The organism is Lentzea sp. NPDC055074 (assembly GCF_053608005.1).
Genome location: NZ_JBSGUQ010000007.1, coordinates 88,466 through 104,605, shown reverse-complemented (window position 1 = coordinate 104,605; position 16,140 = coordinate 88,466). Strand labels below are relative to the sequence as shown.

At 69.6% G+C, this 16,140-nt stretch carries 16 protein-coding genes; 6 read left to right on the top strand and 10 right to left on the bottom strand.

The features are described 5' to 3' along the window. Nucleotides 1-10: 10 nt before the first annotated feature. From hydA to ACWF7A_RS18365, 3 genes are read right to left on the bottom strand one after another with little or no spacing between them, the layout of a single operon-like run. A complete protein-coding gene (hydA, locus tag ACWF7A_RS18375) occupies nt 11-1,396 on the bottom strand; it encodes a dihydropyrimidinase (RefSeq protein ID WP_452251637.1) in 1,386 nt (461 codons plus the stop codon). After that, on the bottom strand, nt 1,393-2,235 hold the full coding sequence (locus ACWF7A_RS18370) for a nitrilase-related carbon-nitrogen hydrolase (RefSeq protein ID WP_452251636.1): 843 nt from the start codon (nt 2,233-2,235) through the stop codon (nt 1,393-1,395). Before ACWF7A_RS18370 ends, hydA begins: the two co-directional genes overlap by 4 nt. Continuing rightward, entirely contained in the window at nt 2,232-3,740 is a 1,509-nt protein-coding gene (locus ACWF7A_RS18365) for an NCS1 family nucleobase:cation symporter-1 (RefSeq protein WP_452251635.1), read from the bottom strand. Before ACWF7A_RS18365 ends, ACWF7A_RS18370 begins: the two co-directional genes overlap by 4 nt. 144 nt (nt 3,741-3,884) lie before the next feature. Here ACWF7A_RS18365 and ACWF7A_RS18360 point away from each other — a divergent pair, with 144 nt between their 5' ends. Beyond that, nucleotides 3,885-4,586, top strand: a complete 702-nt coding sequence (locus ACWF7A_RS18360; protein ID WP_452251634.1) for a hypothetical protein — start codon at nt 3,885-3,887, stop codon at nt 4,584-4,586. Here ACWF7A_RS18360 and ACWF7A_RS18355 read toward each other — a convergent pair. From ACWF7A_RS18355 to ACWF7A_RS18340, 4 genes are read right to left on the bottom strand one after another with little or no spacing between them, the layout of a single operon-like run. Beyond that, on the bottom strand, nt 4,567-5,061 hold the full coding sequence (locus ACWF7A_RS18355) for an RDD family protein (RefSeq protein WP_452251633.1): 495 nt from the start codon (nt 5,059-5,061) through the stop codon (nt 4,567-4,569). The genes ACWF7A_RS18360 and ACWF7A_RS18355 overlap by 20 nt on opposite strands. Before the next feature lie 36 nt (nt 5,062-5,097). Next, nucleotides 5,098-5,721 carry a class I SAM-dependent methyltransferase gene (locus tag ACWF7A_RS18350; RefSeq protein ID WP_452251632.1) on the bottom strand — a complete coding sequence of 208 codons (624 nt, stop codon included), beginning with the start codon at nt 5,719-5,721 and terminating at the stop codon, nt 5,098-5,100. Nucleotides 5,722-5,739: 18 nt separating this feature from the next. Further along, nucleotides 5,740-6,054, bottom strand: coding sequence for a TipAS antibiotic-recognition domain-containing protein (locus ACWF7A_RS18345; protein WP_452251870.1), 315 nt, complete (start codon nt 6,052-6,054; stop codon nt 5,740-5,742). A 24-nt stretch (nt 6,055-6,078) separates the two neighbouring features. Further along, a complete protein-coding gene (locus ACWF7A_RS18340; RefSeq protein ID WP_452251631.1) occupies nt 6,079-6,447 on the bottom strand; it encodes a MerR family transcriptional regulator in 369 nt (122 codons plus the stop codon). 127 nt (nt 6,448-6,574) lie between these two features. Here ACWF7A_RS18340 and ACWF7A_RS18335 point away from each other — a divergent pair, with 127 nt between their 5' ends. Next, nucleotides 6,575-7,018 (top strand): hypothetical protein, encoded by a 444-nt coding sequence (locus ACWF7A_RS18335; RefSeq protein ID WP_452251630.1) that lies wholly within the window; start codon nt 6,575-6,577, stop codon nt 7,016-7,018. 31 nt (nt 7,019-7,049) lie between these two features. Here the strand turns inward: ACWF7A_RS18335 and ACWF7A_RS18330 are convergent, their stop codons facing one another. Further along, complete coding sequence (locus ACWF7A_RS18330; protein ID WP_452251629.1) at nt 7,050-8,642, bottom strand: PucR family transcriptional regulator; 1,593 nt, start codon at nt 8,640-8,642, stop codon at nt 7,050-7,052. A 108-nt stretch (nt 8,643-8,750) separates the two neighbouring features. Between ACWF7A_RS18330 and ACWF7A_RS18325 the strand changes: the two genes are divergently transcribed. The 3 genes from ACWF7A_RS18325 (at nt 8,751) to ACWF7A_RS18315 (ending at nt 12,218) form a co-directional block, all read left to right on the top strand. Then, the gene (locus ACWF7A_RS18325) at nt 8,751-10,034 is read left to right on the top strand and encodes an aspartate aminotransferase family protein (RefSeq protein WP_452251628.1); all 1,284 of its coding nucleotides are present in this window, start codon (nt 8,751-8,753) and stop codon (nt 10,032-10,034) included. Then, entirely contained in the window at nt 10,031-11,512 is a 1,482-nt protein-coding gene (locus ACWF7A_RS18320; protein ID WP_452251627.1) for a CoA-acylating methylmalonate-semialdehyde dehydrogenase, read from the top strand. The genes ACWF7A_RS18325 and ACWF7A_RS18320 overlap by 4 nt, the downstream gene beginning before the upstream one ends. Before the next feature lie 202 nt (nt 11,513-11,714). Further along, nucleotides 11,715-12,218, top strand: coding sequence for a DapH/DapD/GlmU-related protein (locus ACWF7A_RS18315; protein ID WP_452251626.1), 504 nt, complete (start codon nt 11,715-11,717; stop codon nt 12,216-12,218). A gap of 1 nt (nt 12,219) precedes the next feature. Here ACWF7A_RS18315 and ACWF7A_RS18310 read toward each other — a convergent pair whose 3' ends face one another. Beyond that, a complete protein-coding gene (locus ACWF7A_RS18310; protein WP_452251625.1) occupies nt 12,220-14,274 on the bottom strand; it encodes an elongation factor G-like protein EF-G2 in 2,055 nt (684 codons plus the stop codon). 234 nt (nt 14,275-14,508) lie between these two features. On the opposite strand from ACWF7A_RS18310, the gene pdxS reads away from it, so the two are divergent. Continuing rightward, nucleotides 14,509-15,402 (top strand): pyridoxal 5'-phosphate synthase lyase subunit PdxS, encoded by an 894-nt coding sequence (gene pdxS, locus ACWF7A_RS18305; protein ID WP_452251624.1) that lies wholly within the window; start codon nt 14,509-14,511, stop codon nt 15,400-15,402. Between the two features lie 54 nt (nt 15,403-15,456). On the opposite strand, the gene ACWF7A_RS18300 is transcribed toward pdxS, so the two are convergent. Then, a complete protein-coding gene (locus ACWF7A_RS18300) occupies nt 15,457-16,116 on the bottom strand; it encodes an LppU/SCO3897 family protein (RefSeq protein WP_452251623.1) in 660 nt (219 codons plus the stop codon). Nucleotides 16,117-16,140: the final 24 nt, after the last annotated feature.

The following is a 16,140-nucleotide window of genomic DNA, read 5'->3' as shown; positions in this document are numbered from 1 at the left end:
ACCGCCTTTCTCAGACGAGGTACTGGTTGAGGTCGCGGGACACGAAGCGGCCGTGGCCCGTCGAACCGTGGTAGGCGCCGTCCGCGATCACCTTGCGGCCGCGGGAGAACACGGTGTCGACCTTGCCGGTGACCTCGAAGCCCTCGTAGGCCGAGTAGTCCACGGCCATGTGGTGGGTCTCCGCGGAGATCGTCTGCGACGCCTTCGGGTCGTAGATCACGACGTCCGCGTCGGCTCCCGGTGCGATCACGCCCTTGCGCGGGTACATGCCGAACATCCGCGCGGGAGTCGTGGAGACGATCTCGACCCAGCGTTCGCGGGTGATCTCGCCCTTCACGACGCCCTGGTGCAGCAGGTCGACGCGGTGCTCGACGCCGGGCATGCCGTTGGGGATCTTGGAGAAGTCGCCGACGCCGAGCTGCTTCTGGTCCTTGAAGCAGAACGGGCAGTGGTCGGTGCTCACGACCGAGAGGTCGTTGGTCCGCAGCCCCCGCCACAGCGACGACTGGTGTTCCTTGGGCCGCAACGGCGGCGAGGCGACGTACTTGGCACCCTCGAAACCGGGCTTGGCCAGGTCCTCCAGCGACAGGTAGAGGTACTGCGGGCACGTCTCGGCGAACACGTTCTGGCCGGTGTCCCGGGCGGCCGTGACGGCGTCGAGAGCCTGCGACGCCGAGAGGTGCACGATGTAGAGCGGGGAGCCCGTCACCTTCGCGAGCTGGATCGCGCGGGACGTCGCCTCGCCCTCCAGCTCCGGTGGCCGGGTCAGGCCGTGCTGCACCGGGTCGCCCAGGCCCGAGGCCAGCGCCTGCGCGACGAGCTGGTCGATCGCGATGCCGTTCTCCGCGTGCATCATGATCGTGGCACCGGTCTCGCGCGCCTTCTGCATGGCGCGCAGGATCTCGCCGTCCGTCGCGTAGAAGACGCCGGGGTAGGCCATGAACATCTTGAAGCTGTTCACGCCCGCCGCGATGCAGGAGTCCATCTCCTTGAGCGACTCGTCGGTCACGTCGGAGATGATCATGTGGAAGCCGTAGTCGACCGCGCAGTTGCCGTCGGCCTTGGTGTGCCACTTGTCCAGAGTGGACAACAGGCTGCTTCCCTTGGGCTGCACGGCGAAGTCGACGATGGTGGTCGTGCCGCCCCACGCCGCCGCGGTCGTGCCCGTCTCGAACGTGTCGGCGGACTGGGTGCCGCCGAACGGCATCTCCATGTGCGTGTGCGCGTCGATGCCACCGGGGATGACGTACTTCCCGGCGGCGTCGATCACCTCGTCGGCCTGCACCTCGAACCCCGGCGTCACCAGGGCGGCGACGTGCTCGCCCTGGATGAGCACGTCGGCGGCGTGCGAGCCGGTCGCGTTGATGACCAGGCCGTTGCGGATCAGAGTGCTCACGGGTTCACCAGGCCCTCGTAGGTGTCGGGGCGGCGGTCGCGGTAGAACGCCCACGTGTCGCGGACCTCGGTCAGCAGGTCCAGGTCGAGGTCGCGCACCACGAGCTCTTCCTCGGTGTCCGACGCGGCGTCGCCGACGAGCTGCCCGCGCGGCGAGACGAAGTACGTCTGGCCGTAGAAGTCGTTGTCGCCCAGCGGTTCCACGCCCACCCGGTTGATCGCGCCGACGAAGTACTCGTTCGCGACGGCCGCGGCGGGCTGCTCCAGCCGCCACAGGTACTCGCTCAACGACCTGCTCGTGGCCGACGGGTTGAACACGATCTTCGCGCCCGCGAGGCCGAGTGCGCGCCAGCCCTCGGGGAAGTGGCGTTCGTAGCAGATGTAGACGCCGATCCGGCCGACCGCGGTGTCGAACACTGGGTACCCGAGGTTGCCGGGCTTGAAGTAGAACTTCTCCCAGAAGCCCTTCACCTGCGGGATGTGGTTCTTGCGGTACTTGCCGAGGTACGTGCCGTCCGCGTCGATCACGGCCGCGGTGTTGTAGTAGACGCCGGGCTGTTCGACCTCGTACATCGGCACGATCAGCACGATGTTGTTCTGCGCGGCCACTTCCTGCATCAGCGCCGTCGTGGGCCCGTCCGGGATCGACTCGGTGTAGGAGTAGTAGTCCGCGTCCTGGACCTGGCAGAAGTACGGGCCGTAGAAGAGTTCCTGGAGGCAGAGCACCTGTGCGCCCTGGGATGCGGCAGCGCGGATGTGCTCGACCGCGTTCGCGATCATCGACTCCTTGTCGCCCGTCCACTTCTGCTGGACGAGCGCCGCCCGGATGATGTTGCTCACCTGGTCGTCTCCTTTGCCGAGTTGTCCTTCAGAGCGAGGAAGACCAGGAAGCCGGCCGCGAAGCCGACGACCCAGTTGTAGTCGTAGAGGGGCTTGAGGAACCCGATCAGCCCGCCCTCGGGGAACGGCCCGCCGTGGGCGCCGCCGACCGCGAGCACCGAGCCCACGAGCGTCGCCACGACCGCGCGCCAGTTCCAGCCGCTGTTGAACCAGTAGGCGCCCTTGCCGTCCATGTAGAGGTCGGCGAGCTCCAGCCGCGTCTTCTTGATCACCCAGTACCCGGCGACGAACACGCCGGCCACCGAGGCCAGCAGGCCGCCGTAGAACCCGAGCCACGCGAAGATGTAGATGTTCGGGTCGGAGATCAGCCGCCACGGCTGGATCACGATGCCGATGACACCGGTGATCAGGCCGCCGACCGCGAACGTGATCTTGCGCGGGAAGGCGTTCGAGAAGTCGTAGGAGGGGCTGACGACGTTCGCCGCGAGGTTCGCCGAGATCGTGGCGAGCACCAGCGAGACCAGCGCGACGACCACGAGGAACGTGTTGTCGAAGCGCGAGGCGAGCTCCGCCGGGTCCCAGATCGGCTCGCCGTACAGCGCCTGCGCGCCCGACGTCGTCAGGATCGCCACGATCGCGATGAACGACATCGTGGTCGGCAGACCGAGGATCTGGCCGGTCACCTGCTTGCGCTGGCTGCCGCCGAACCGCGTGAAGTCCGGCATGTTGAGGCTGAGCGTCGACCAGAACGCGATCATGCCCATCAGCGCGGGGAAGAAGAGCTTCCAGAAGTCAGGGCCCCAGCCGAGCTTGCTGGGCGCGTCGAGGATCGGCCCGAAGCCGCCCGCCTTCACCAGCACGTAGCCCAGCAGGATCAGGAACCCGACGCTCACGAGCGGCGCCGTCCAGTTCTCGAACCGCCGGATCGCCTCCATGCCGCGCCAGATCACCAGCATCTGCACGACCCAGAAACCGAAGAAGCACAACCACAACGTCCACGGCTGGCCGCCGATCGACGACGCCTTGGTCCACCCCTCCCCGGTCAGCCGACCGATGATCACGTGCAGCGCCTTGCCGCCGACCCACGTCTGGATGCCGAACCAGGCGCAGGCGATGAACGCTCGGAGGAGTGCGACGAGGTTCGCGCCGCGGACGCCGTAGAAGGCGCGGGCGAACACGGGGAACGGGATGCCGTACTTCGTGCCCGCGTGGCTGTTGAGCAGCATGGGGACGAGCACGATCAGGTTGCCGAGCGTGATCGTCAGGAACGCCTGCACCCAGTCCATGCCGATCGCGATCAACGACGCCGCGAGCGTGTAACTGGGGATGTTGTGCGCCATGCCCATCCACAGCGCGAAGAAGTTGTACGTCGACCATGTCCGCTTCTCGACGGGCACGGGGGCGAGTTCGGGGTTGAAGAACCTGCTGTCCTTGATGGGACCTGTGTCGCTCAGTTCGACGCGGCCATCGGGTGTGACCTGGGGCGGTGAGGACTCGACTGCCATCGTTCAACCCCCTGTTACGCTGCTGAAACAACGCCATCCCGGTCGGATTCCATCCCGGAATCCTGGGTCCGCCGCTGCAGGTGTGGCAGTGTCAGAGTGTCCACTCTTGTCATGATCGGCGCACATTGTGTTCCACTGGCGTGCATGGGGATGTCACGGCGGGCCTTGCTGGCGGCGGGCGCGGGCCTGGTGGGAGCGGCCGGAACGTACGGCGCGCTGACCCCGCGAGGCCGTCGTCTGCTCGGGTGGACCGGCCCCGACGGAGTGGTGCCTTCGGTCGAGGCCGTACCCGTTCAGCCCACGCCGTGGGGCGCGTGGATGGGTGCTTCCGGCCCCGTCGTGCTCGTGCTGCACGGGCGCGGCGGCAGCGTGGCGTGGTGGGAGGAGCTGGGGCTGCCCCGGTTCCTGAACGGGCGCGGGTTCCGGTGTGCGGTGCTCAACGGTCGTAACGACTACTGGGTCTCGTTGGAGCCGCCCGTGCCGTTCGAGGCCGCGTTGGGGGTGTCGATGGGCGGGTTCGGGGTGCTGGACCTCGCGTCCCGGCAGCCGGTGAAGGCCGTGGCGGCGATCAGCCCGGCGGTGTTTCCGTCGTGGGAGGACGCCGAGCGGATCGACGGGTTCGCTTCGCGTGAGGTGTGGGAGGCGCACGAACCGTTGCGGCACACGGACAGGATCACGTCACCGGTCGGTGTGTGGTGCGGGCGGGAGGATCCGTTCCACGATCCTGCGCGGGAACTGGCGGGCGCCGTGGGTGCTGTTGGCTCGTTCGAGCACGGTGAGCACGACGTCGGCTATTGGCGGCGGGTGCTGCCGGAGGCGTTGGAGTTCATCGGGCGGCGACTTTGAGCCGCACCACGGCCGTGCCCGCCTTGCGGTCGTGCCACGTCCGCGTGCCGCGCAGGTCCAGCGCCTCCGCCACGGACAGCACCAGCAGCACGAACCCGGCCACCAGCAGCAACGACCCCGCCGGCCCCGTGCTGATGTGCTCGCCGACGACCACCCAGGGCTGCTGCCACCCGAGGCCCGCCATCAGCGCCGGCTCCCGCCACCCCAGCCCGGTCAGCACGAGCACCACGCCCGCACCGGGCAGCGCGGTCGTGATGAGCGTGCGCGCCAGCGCCCGCCTGAAGGTCAGGCCGGACGCGGGACCCACGACCCGCAGCCCCGTCAGGGCCTTGCCGAGGGTGTTCAGCCGGAGCAGCAGTGCGTCGTACACCGCCGCGCAGAGCACCACCAGCACGGGTTCGTGGACCAACGGCCACGCCACGACCAGCACCAAGAGCCAGTCGAGCACACGGGCGATCAGCCGACGAACGAGCATGATTCACGCTAAGCGGCGAAAGTCCGTCATAAGTGGTCAGTTCATGGCCAGTTGGCGAGCGAACTCGGCGACCCACCTGCCGTTGTCGCGCCTGGTCGAACGCGAGGTCAGGCCGTCGGCCGCGAACGCCTCGACCTCGGCGGGCGTGAGCGGCCACGGCGGACCGTCCGGGTCGGGACCCTCGTCGCGCGCCACCGCGAGGACCAGCAGCGTCGAGCCGGTCAGCGACGAGACCCGCTCTGCCGCCTCGGCGTGCAGGTTCACCGGAAGCGCCTGCACCGTCATGTTCTCCACGACGAGGTCGAACGCGCGGTGCCACTCGGCGGGCGGGTCCAGCAGGTCGGCGACCACGTAGGACACGGAGGACGACGGGTAGCGCTCCTGGACGGTCGCCACGGCGGTGGGGGAGATGTCGAACGCGGTCACCTCGAACCCGAGCGAGGCCAGGAACTCCGCGTCACGGCCGTAGCCGCAGCCCACGACCAGCGCGCGCTGGCCGGTGCCGTCGACGCCGTTCGCCCACTCGACGAGGTGCGGTTGCGGATGGGGAACGTCCCAGGGGACGGAGGCGGTGCCGGCGACCGCCTCCGCGTAGAGGTTCTCGAACCATCCGGTGGGGTTGGCGGCCTGCAGGCGGCGAGCGTCGTCATCAGCGGACATGACGACAACCCTGTCAGGTCACCGCGCGGCGCGCGCCCGAGTTACGTACTCCACCAGGCCGTCGTCCGCCGGCCACCCGATCTGCGAGCTGATCGACGCCTTGTTCTCGTCCCACGACCGCTGCGCCGCCGCCTGCACGGCCGGGTCGCCGCCGGTGAACCTCGCACCCAGCTCGTCCCACTGCCGCGCCAGCTCGACGACGCGCGGGTCGTCCGGGGGAGTGCCGTCGGCCAGGTGCCGACGCAGCTGCCCGACCAGGTCCAGCCACGACGCCTTCAGCGCCTCCACCGCCTCCGGGCCCATCGCCGCCGCACGCGACCGGAGGTCACCCAGCTGGTCGGCGGTGAAGTAGCTCTCCTACACGGACATCATCTCCAAAGTGGACAGAAGGGACTCGGTGGTGTGCCCGTCGAGCAACGCGGTCAGCCGCGACCGCAGTGCGTCCACCTGTCGTGCTCGCGCGTTCAAGGAAGCCAGCTGGGCCTCGAAGAGCGGGCGCAGCGAGTCCGAACGGGACAGTGCCGATCGGACGTCTTCCGGAGAAAGACCGAGCTGGCGCAACGATCTCACCTGATAGAGGCGGCGGACGTCGTCCGGTGTGTACCGACGGTGACCGGATGGCGTGCGCTCGGAGGCGACGACCAGTCCGATCTCGTCGTGGTGGTGCCGCGTGCGGACTGTCAGTCCGCTCGCTTTGGCCAGGTCACCGACGCTCCAACGGGTCACACCACGACCGTAGGACCTCCCGTGGCGGGAGGTTCGACCCCTGAACACCCGATCGAGCGGGTTAATTCGCGAACCGAACGCGCCGATGAAATCGAAGATCGGTCCCCAAACCAGATTGAGGAAAACTGTGTCTCGTTCCGGACTGTTCCGTGCCGCCGCCCTGCTCGCCGCCAGCGCCGCCCCGCTCCTCGCGGGTTCCGCCAGCGCCGCGGAGCTTCCCCAGCTGGGCGCCGGCGTTCCCGAGGTCGGCGCGGACAAGCTGATCGGCGACGCCTCCCAGCACGCCAACCCGCTCGAGTCGGCCAGCGCCGTCCAGCTGCCGCACGTCGGTACGCCCGTCGGTGCCGACCTGCCGGTTCCCGCGCTTCCGGGCGCCGCGCAGGAGCGCACCATCCCGGCCCCCGCCGTCCCGCAGCTCGGCACCCTCCCGTCCGTGCCGCACGCCCAGGACCTGACCGGCAACGCGCACGTCGGCGACCTGCGGGCCCCGGCCCTGCAGGACCTGCCGACCAACGGCGTCGTGCCGAACGCAGGCGTTCTCTCGGGTGTTCACCCGACGATCAACGGCTGAGTTCCCACGTCGAAAATGGGCCCGTGCGCGCTCACGGGCCCATTTCGTGGACCAGCAGGGCGACGTACAGCGAGAGCACGGACTCCGGGTCCTCCAGCGAGACGCCGAGAACCTGCTCGATCCGCCCCAGCTGCTGGTAGTAGGCAGTGCGCGAGAGGTGGGCCGCCGCGGCCGCCGCCGACTTGTTGCCGCCGTTCTCGCACAGGCACCGCAGCAGCTCGACCAGCCGGGAGCCCTGCGCCGAGTCCCGCGCCAGCAACGGCCCGAGCTCGCGGTCCGCGAACGCCCGCACCCGTTCGTCCTCGCGCAGCAGGTGCAGCAGCCCGCGCAGCCGCACGTCGTCGAGCCGGTGGTAGAGCTGCGATCCCGGTGCCCGCAACGCCGCCCCGGCCACGTGCGCGGCCTCGCCGAGCGAGCGCCGAACGTCCGTTGTGGACGTCACGGTCGTGCCGACGGCGATGACGACGGAGGACGCCGCCGTGCGGTGCACCTCGCGTGCGACCTTGCGCAGAACCCCTTCCACACCAATGGTCATCGGCACCGAGAGCAGCGCACGCACCGAGGTGTCGTCCACGACGCCGACGAGTGCCGCGACCGTGACCCGCCGTGCGGCCAGCGCCGTCGCCTCCGCGAGATCACGCAGAACCTCCTGCGTGGCCAGCGTTTGTCCCTGCAGCACGGACACCGGGCGGACCGCGACGCCGATCAGCTGCCGTCGTTCCAACGGCACGCCGAGCGCCGCCGCCCGCGCGCCGAGGTCCGGTGACTGGGGCGACTGACCGAGCAGCTGGGCCAGCAACGTCCGGTGCGTCTGCCGTTCCAGCGACTCCCGGTCGCGCGCCACGAGCCGATGCACGGCCAAAGCCGACGCGGCGCGCTCGGCCACCACGACGTGCCGGTGCGGTGGTGGCTCGGGCGAGACCATCACGAGCCGGCCCCAGTCCGCGCCCCGCGCCCCGACGATCGTGATCAGCCAGCCGGACGCGGTGTCGTAGGCGGTCCGCTCGGACACCGTGACCGCACGGGAGCGCGCCGCCCAGTCGTCCAGCAGCGCCGCGGGGTCGTGCCCGGCCGCGTCGTAGGCGAGCACGTCGTGGCCGAGCGTCTCCAGCACGACCGCCAGCCCGGACGTCCGCGCCACCTCGCGCAGCACCTCGGACGGTTCGGCGCCCGCGACCGTCAGCGCCGTGAACGTCTCGTGCACCTGCTCGGCCGCTCGCAGCTCGGCGAGCTGGGCCTCCACGATCAGCCCCACGACGGCCTCGGTCACGGCGACGTACCTGGTCTCCTCGGTGAGCGTGACCAGCGGCAACCCGTGCCGCTCGGCCTCGGTGACGAGCGCGGCGGGCACGTCGTCGCGCCACCTCCGGCCGAGCTCGACGATCAACCCGGCGCAGCCCACGGCGGCCAGTTCCTCGACGTACCGGGCGAGGCCGGACTCGGGCAGCATCACGCCCGTCGTGAGCACCAGCTCGCCGCCGCGCAGCAACGGCGCGATGTCTGCGATCTCCGCCACATGCACCCATCGCACGCGTCGCGACAGACCGGCGGACCCCGCCACCAAACGCGGCCTTCCCTGCCGGATGACCGGCAGAGCGACGACTTCGGCGACCGTCGGGTACATGGACACAACGTAATGCCAACCAGCCGATCCGGGTACAGGTTGTGCATGGCGGCGAACTGCGGACCCCAGCAGACTCCGAAGTGAGGCGGAGACCCCCTGGAGGACGTGATGGCCCACAAGGAGCTGCTGGCACGACACCGCGCGGTGATGCCGAAGTGGCTGGCCCTCTACTACGACGAGCCCATCGAGATCGCGAGCGCCAGCGGGCGCCGGGTGACCGACCGCGAGGGCACGACCTACCTGGACTTCTTCGCGGGCATCCTGACCAACGCCATCGGCTACGACGTCGCGGAGATCAGCGACGCGATCCGCAGGCAGGTCGACACGGGCGTGTTCCACAGCTCGACGCTGTACCTGATCAAGAACCAGATCGAGCTCGCGGAGAAGGTCGCCGAGCTGTCCGGCATCCCGGACGCCAAGGTCTTCTTCACCAACTCCGGCACCGAGGCCAACGAGACCGCGCTGATGCTCGCCACCCAGGCGCGCCGCAGCGAACAGGTCCTGGCGCTGCGCAACAGCTACCACGGTCGTGCGTTCGCCACGATCGCCATCACGGGCAACCGCGGCTGGTCGGCGTCCGCGTTGTCGCCGATCAAGGTCAGCTGGGTGCACGGCGGCTACCGCTACCGCGGTCCGTTCAAGGCGTTGAACGACAAGGACTACATCAAGGCGTGCGTCGAGGACCTGCGCGAGGTCATCGAGGTCACCACGTCCGGCGACGTCGCGTGCATGATCGTCGAGCCGATCCAGGGCGTCGGCGGCTTCACCTCCCCGCCCGACGGGCTGTTCCGCGCGTTCAAGGACGTGCTGGACGAGTACGGCATCCTCTTCGTCTCCGACGAGGTGCAGACCGGCTGGGGCCGCACCGGTGAGCACTTCTGGGGCATCCAGGCGCACGACGTGGTGCCGGACGCGATGACGTTCGCCAAGGGCCTCGGCAACGGCCTGGCGATCGGCGGCCTCGTCGCGCGCGGCGACCTGATGGACACGCTCAACGCGAACTCGATCTCCACGTTCGGTGGCAACCCGATCTCCACGGCCGGCGCGCTCGCCACCATCGACTACCTGCTGAGCCACGACCTGCAGGCCAACGCGGCCAAGCTCGGTTCGCGACTGCTCGGCGGCCTGCGCGAGCTCGCGGAGAAGCACCCGGTGATCGGTGACGTGCGCGGCAAGGGCCTGATGGTCGGCGTCGAGTTCGTCGGTCCCGAGGGCGAGCCGAACGCCGGTGCCGCGGCCACCGTGCTGGCGGAGTCGAAGGCGCTCGGGCTGCTCGTCGGCAAGGGTGGCCTGTACGGCAACGTGATCCGGCTGGCCCCGCCGATGACGGTCACCGAGGACGAGCTCGAAGAGGCGCTCGGAATCCTCGCGCAGGCGGTGGAACGGGCGTGATCAAGCACTGGATCAACGGCAAGCCCTGGGACGACGCGCCTGAAAGGCTCGGCGACGTCTACGACCCGACGACCGGCAAGGTCGCGCAGCAGGTCGCCTTCGCCTCGGTGTCCGAAGTGGACGCTGCCGTCGACGCGGCTGCGGAAGCGTTTGCGTCGTGGCGCACCGCGTCCCTGGCCCAGCGCTCGACGGTGATGTTCAAGTTCCGCGAGCTGTTCAACGAACGCAAGGGCGACCTGGCGAAGATCGTCTCGGCGGAGCACGGCAAGGTCGTGTCCGACGCGGCCGGTGAGATCCAGCGCGCGCTGGAGTCGGTCGAGTACGCGTGCGGCATACCTCAGTTGCTCAAGGGCGGCTTCAGCGAGAACGCGTCGACCCGCGTCGACGTCTACTCGATCCAGCAGCCGGTCGGCGTGGTCGGCGTGATCTCGCCGTTCAACTTCCCGGCCATGGTCCCGCTCTGGTTCGTGCCCACCGCAATCGCTTGCGGCAACACCGTGGTGCTCAAACCGTCCGAAAAGGACCCATCCTCGTCGAACTTCATCGCCGAGCTGTTCGCCGAGGCCGGGCTCCCGGACGGCGTCCTCAACGTCGTGCACGGCGACAAGGTGGCCGTCGACCGGCTGCTCGAACACCCGACGGTGAAGGCGATCTCGTTCGTCGGCTCGACCCCGATCGCCCGCTACGTCTACGAGACCGGCACCGCGCACGGCAAGCGCGTGCAGGCCTTGGGTGGCGCCAAGAACCACATGGTCGTCCTGCCCGACGCCGACCTCGACCTGGCCGCGGACGCCGCGGTGTCCGCCGGTTTCGGCTCGGCGGGGGAGCGGTGCATGGCGATCTCCGTCGTCGTCGCCGTGGGCGAGGTCGGCGACTCGCTGGTCGACCGGATCAAGTCGCGGATCGCGGACGTGAAGGTCGGTTCCGGCTCGTCCTGCGAGATGGGACCACTCGTCACCGGCGTGCACCGCGACAAGGTCACGTCCTATTTGGACGCCGGCGTGACGGCGGGGGCGGTGCTCGCGGTCGACGGCCGCGACCACCCGATCGACGGCGACGACGGCGGGTTCTGGCTCGGCCCGACGCTCTTCGACCACGTCGGCACGGACATGACGATCTACACCGACGAGATCTTCGGCCCGGTCCTCTCGGTCGTGCGCTGCGGCACGTACGAGGAGGCCGTCGAGATGGTGAACTCGAACCGCTACGGCAACGGCACCGCGATCTTCACCAACGACGGGGGCGCGGCCCGCCGGTTCCAGAACGAGATCGAGGTCGGCATGGTCGGCGTGAACGTGCCGATCCCTGTGCCGGTGGCCTACTACTCGTTCGGCGGATGGAAGGAATCACTGTTCGGCGACGCACACGCGTACGGGCCGCACGGCGTGCACTTCTTCACGCGCTCGAAGGTCGTCACCTCGCGTTGGCTCGACCCTTCGCACGGCGGCGTCAACCTCGGGTTCCCGCAGAACACCTAGGCGCTGTCCTGCAAGTTCGTTCGGTGACAGGCGCGGGCGAGAGACCCGGAGGCGGTGCCGCTGCGATGCCCTCATACCGGGCGTATTCGGGCGTTGCCGCCTCCGGGTCCCTCGGCCGCTACTGCCGCCCAACGAGACTTGCAGGACAGCGCCTGGAGGCCTGCCCTCTCATCGGTCCGTCTTCGCACGCGAAGATGGACCGATGAGTTTTGTGGAGAGGGTCCAGCGGGCGATCAGGCTGACCGAGGAGCTCAACCTGCTGCGGTACGCCGAGCAGGAGGCGATCCGCGCGGCGTGGAGCGAGCTCACCGGCCAAGTCGTCGACGAGAAGTTCCACCTCATCCCGCCCGTGTACTCCGACCACGGCGTCAACATCCGGGTCGGGCGCAACGTCTTCGTCAACCAGGGCTGCCGTTTCAACGACATCGGCGGGATCGAGATCGGCGACGACGTGATGCTCGGCCCGAACGTCAGCCTCGTCAGCTCCGGCCACCCGCTCGAGCCGGACCGGCGCCGCACCGGCATCACCGCGGCGCCGATCCGGATCGGGCGCAACGTCTGGATCGGCGCCTCCGCGATGGTGCTGCAGGGCGTGACGGTCGGCGAGGACGCCGTCGTCGCCGCCGGAGCCGTGGTCACCCGCGACGTCCCCGTCCGCACCCTCGTGGCCGGCGTGCCGGCGGTGGTCGTGAAGGAGATCGCCTGAGTCACCTCGCCCGTGCCGCCAGCCCTTCCGGCAGCGGGTCGTAGCGAGAGAAGTGGCGCGTGAACGTGCCCGTGCCCGACGTCAGCGACCGCAGCTCGATCGCGTACCGCAGCAGCTCCGACGACGGCACCTCGGCGCGGATCACCGTGCGCCCGCCCTCGCCCGCCTCGGTCCCGAGCACCCGCCCGCGCCGTCCGGACAGGTCGCCCAGGACCGTGCCCAGGTGTTCGTCGGGCAACCGGATCGAGACCTCGTCCATCGGCTCCAGCAGCTGGGTGCGCGCGGCGGACGCGGCCTCCTTCAACGCCAGCGCGCCCGCTGTCTGGAACGCCGCGTCCGACGAGTCGACGGAGTGCGCCTTGCCGTCCACGAGCGTCACGCGGACGTCCACCACGGGCGTGCCGTCGTTGAGGCCGCGTTCGAGCTGGGCGCGGACGCCCTTCTCCACGGACGGGATGAACTGGTGGGGGACCGAGCCGCCGACGATCTTGTCCACGAACTCGAAGCCGGAGCCGCGGGGGAGCGGTTCGACCACGATGTCGCACACCGCGTACTGGCCGTGACCTCCAGATTGCTTGACGTGCCGGCCGTGGCCTTTCGCCGGTCCGGCAAAGGTCTCGCGGAACGGCACGCGCACCGGTTCGGTGTCGATCTCCGCTCCTCCGGCGCGGAGGCGGGCCAGCACGACGTCGGCGTGCGCCTCGCCCATGCACCACAGGACCATCTGGTGCGTCTCGGCGTTGCGGTCGAGGCGCAGGGTCGGGTCGCTCGCCACCAGGCGGCTCAGGTTCCGGGCCAGGTTGTCCTCGTCGCTGCGTGTGCGGGGCACGACGGCGATGGGCAGCAACGGTTCTGGCATGTCCCACGGCGCCATGAGCAGCGGCTGCTCGGGCGCGGACACGGTGTCACCGGTCTCGGCGGTGGTGAGCTTGGTGAGAGCGCACAGGTCGCCGGCCACGCAGTACGGCACCTCGCGCAGCGTCGAACCCAGCGGCGAGTAGATGTGGGCGACGCGTTCGTCGGCGTCGTGGTCCTCGTGGCCCCGGTCGGCCATGCCGTGGCCGGAGACGTGCACGGGACGTTCGGGGCGCAGGGTGCCGGAGAAGACGCGGACCAGCGACACGCGGCCGACGTAGGAGTCCACCGCGGTGCGGACCACCTCGGCGACGAGTGGCCCGTCCGGGTCGGCGGCCATGCGGGGCTGCGGAATGCCCTCGACGGACGTCACGTCGGGAACCTGGTGCTCCAGCGGTGACGGGAATGCGCGCGCGATGCCGTCCATCAACTCCGTGAGCCCCATGCCGGTCGCGGCGCACACGGGCATCACGGGGTGGAACGAGCCGCGCGAGACGGCGGTCTCCAGGTCGGCGATCAACGTGTCCTGGTCGATCTCCTCGCCGGACAGGTAGCGGTCCATGAGGGTCTCGTCCTCGCTCTCGGCGATGATCCCCTCGATCAACGCCGCGCGCTCGTCCGGGTAGTTGTCACCGGACGTCAGCAGCCCGACGAGAGAGTCGTCCTCCTGCATGTACAACGGCACTACGCCCGCGCCGAACGCCGCCTGGCACTCGATGACCTCGTTGCCGAAGTTCGCACGGTGGTGGTCGGTGCGTGTGATGACCACAGCGCGGGGCATGCCGACGAGAGCGCACTCCTCCCACAACGCGATGGTGGCCGCGTCGACGCCCTCGAAAGCGTTGACAACAAAAAGGGCCGCGTCCGCGGCCCGTAAACCTGCCCTGAGCTCACCCACGAAGTCGACGTAGCCGGGGGTGTCGATCAGGTTGATCTTGATGTCCCCGTGCTGGATCGGGGCCACGGCGAGGCCGACCGATCGTTGTTGTCGCACGGCGGCCGGGTCGTGGTCGCAGACCGTGGTGCCCTCAGTGACCGATCCCGCGCGGGTCAGGACACCGGTGGCGGCGAGCAGGGCCTCGGTGAGCGTCGTCTTGCCCGCGCCGGAGGGGCCCACGAGCACGACGTTGCGGACCTTGGCCGGGTCGTCCACAGCGACCGCGCCTGCCGATGAGCCGTTGTCGGAGTGCTTGCTTCCCATGGCGACCTCCGTCAAGTCGTAGTGTTCGATCTCACACCCGTTGACGGTCGGGGACAACCCCGCAGACCCGACTGGTCGCCCACCGACGTTCACAGTCACCCGAGTGAGCAGGCTCACCACCTGCGGTTGATCAGTAAGTGGCCTTCTGTTTCGGGGCGCCAGTGGCTTGGGCGAGGGGGCCACACCGGACGTACGCTCGCCTCACCAAGACTTCCCCTCGGAAAGGTTGCCCAGGTGAGCACTGATCAGGTCACGGGTACTGCCCGCGTCAAGCGCGGCATGGCCGAGATGCTCAAGGGCGGCGTGATCATGGACGTGGTCGACGCCACCCAGGCGAAGATCGCGGAGGACGCGGGCGCCGTCGCCGTCATGGCCCTCGAGCGCGTGCCCGCCGACATCCGCTCCCAGGGCGGCGTCGCGCGCATGAGCGACCCCGACCTGATCGACGGAATCATCGACGCCGTCTCCATCCCGGTCATGGCGAAGGCCCGCATCGGTCACTTCGTCGAGGCCCAGGTGCTCGCGTCGCTCGGTGTCGACTACATCGACGAGTCCGAGGTGCTCACCCCGGCCGACTACGCGAACCACATCGACAAGTGGGCCTTCACGGTCCCCTTCGTCTGCGGCGCGACGAACCTCGGCGAGGCCCTGCGCCGCATCACCGAGGGCGCGGCCATGATCCGCTCCAAGGGCGAGGCCGGCACCGGTGACGTCTCGAACGCCACCACGCACATGCGCAAGATCCGCCAGGAGATCCGCCGGCTGCAGAACCTCCCCGAGGACGAGCTCTACGTGGCCGCCAAGGAGCTCCAGGCCCCGTACGACCTGGTGGTCGAGGTCGCCCGCGACGGCAAGCTCCCCGTCGTGCTGTTCACCGCCGGCGGCATCGCCACCCCGGCCGACGCCGCGATGATGATGCAGCTCGGCGCCGAGGGCGTGTTCGTCGGTTCGGGCATCTTCAAGTCCGGCAACCCGGCCCAGCGCGCCGAGGCCATCGTGAAGGCGACCACCTTCCACGACGACCCCGACGTCATCGCGAAGGTGTCGCGCGGCCTGGGCGAGGCCATGGTCGGGATCAACGTGGACGAGATCCCGGAGCCGCACCGTCTCGCGGAGCGCGGCTGGTAGGTCTCTGACGAGAGAGGCGCGTCCCCACATCCAGGGGACGCGCCTCTCTCGTTGTCAGGAGCCGGACGTGAAGCAGTACAAGGTCTTCGTCTCCGGGTAGCCCAGCGCCAGCACGGCGTCCTCGCCGCACAGGTACTCGTCCGAGGCGCCCGGCACCACCTTGGCCTTGATCGCCTCGGGCGTGCCGCAGTCCACCGCCCTGTTGTCGATCTTGAGCTCGTCGCCGCTGAAGTCGTAGCAGTGGCCGTCGAGGTAGACCGGGATCAGGCAGAGGTTCTCGTCGCTGAACACGCCGCCGCTGTAGGTCGCGTACTCGCCGGGGTCGGCGCCACAGCTCTCGGTCGCGGAGCCCAGGACCTTGCTGACCGTGTAGTTGTGCTGCCCGTCCCCGCACGGGAGCTTCTCGTACCTCATGCGGGCCTCGGTGCCGGTCAGATTCAGGCAGTCGCCCGCCGCCGTGCCCCCGGACGCCACGGTCAGGTAGGCGGCCGTGGACAGCGCCACGAGCAGCAGGACACCGCAGAGCGAGGCGACGACGAGGCCGGCCCGGGAGGTCCTGCGCGCCGGTGGTGGCGGGGCCGGGGCACCGGCAGGCGGCGCGATTTGGGCGGGAGGTGCCCAGGGGTTCGCCGGCTCGGCCGGCACCCGCTCAGGCGACTCGGCTCTGTCCGGATCGGACGCGTCGTCGCCGGACGGCGGGGTGGGCGGAGTCATGGAAGCCCCCAGGGCGGCTCGGAC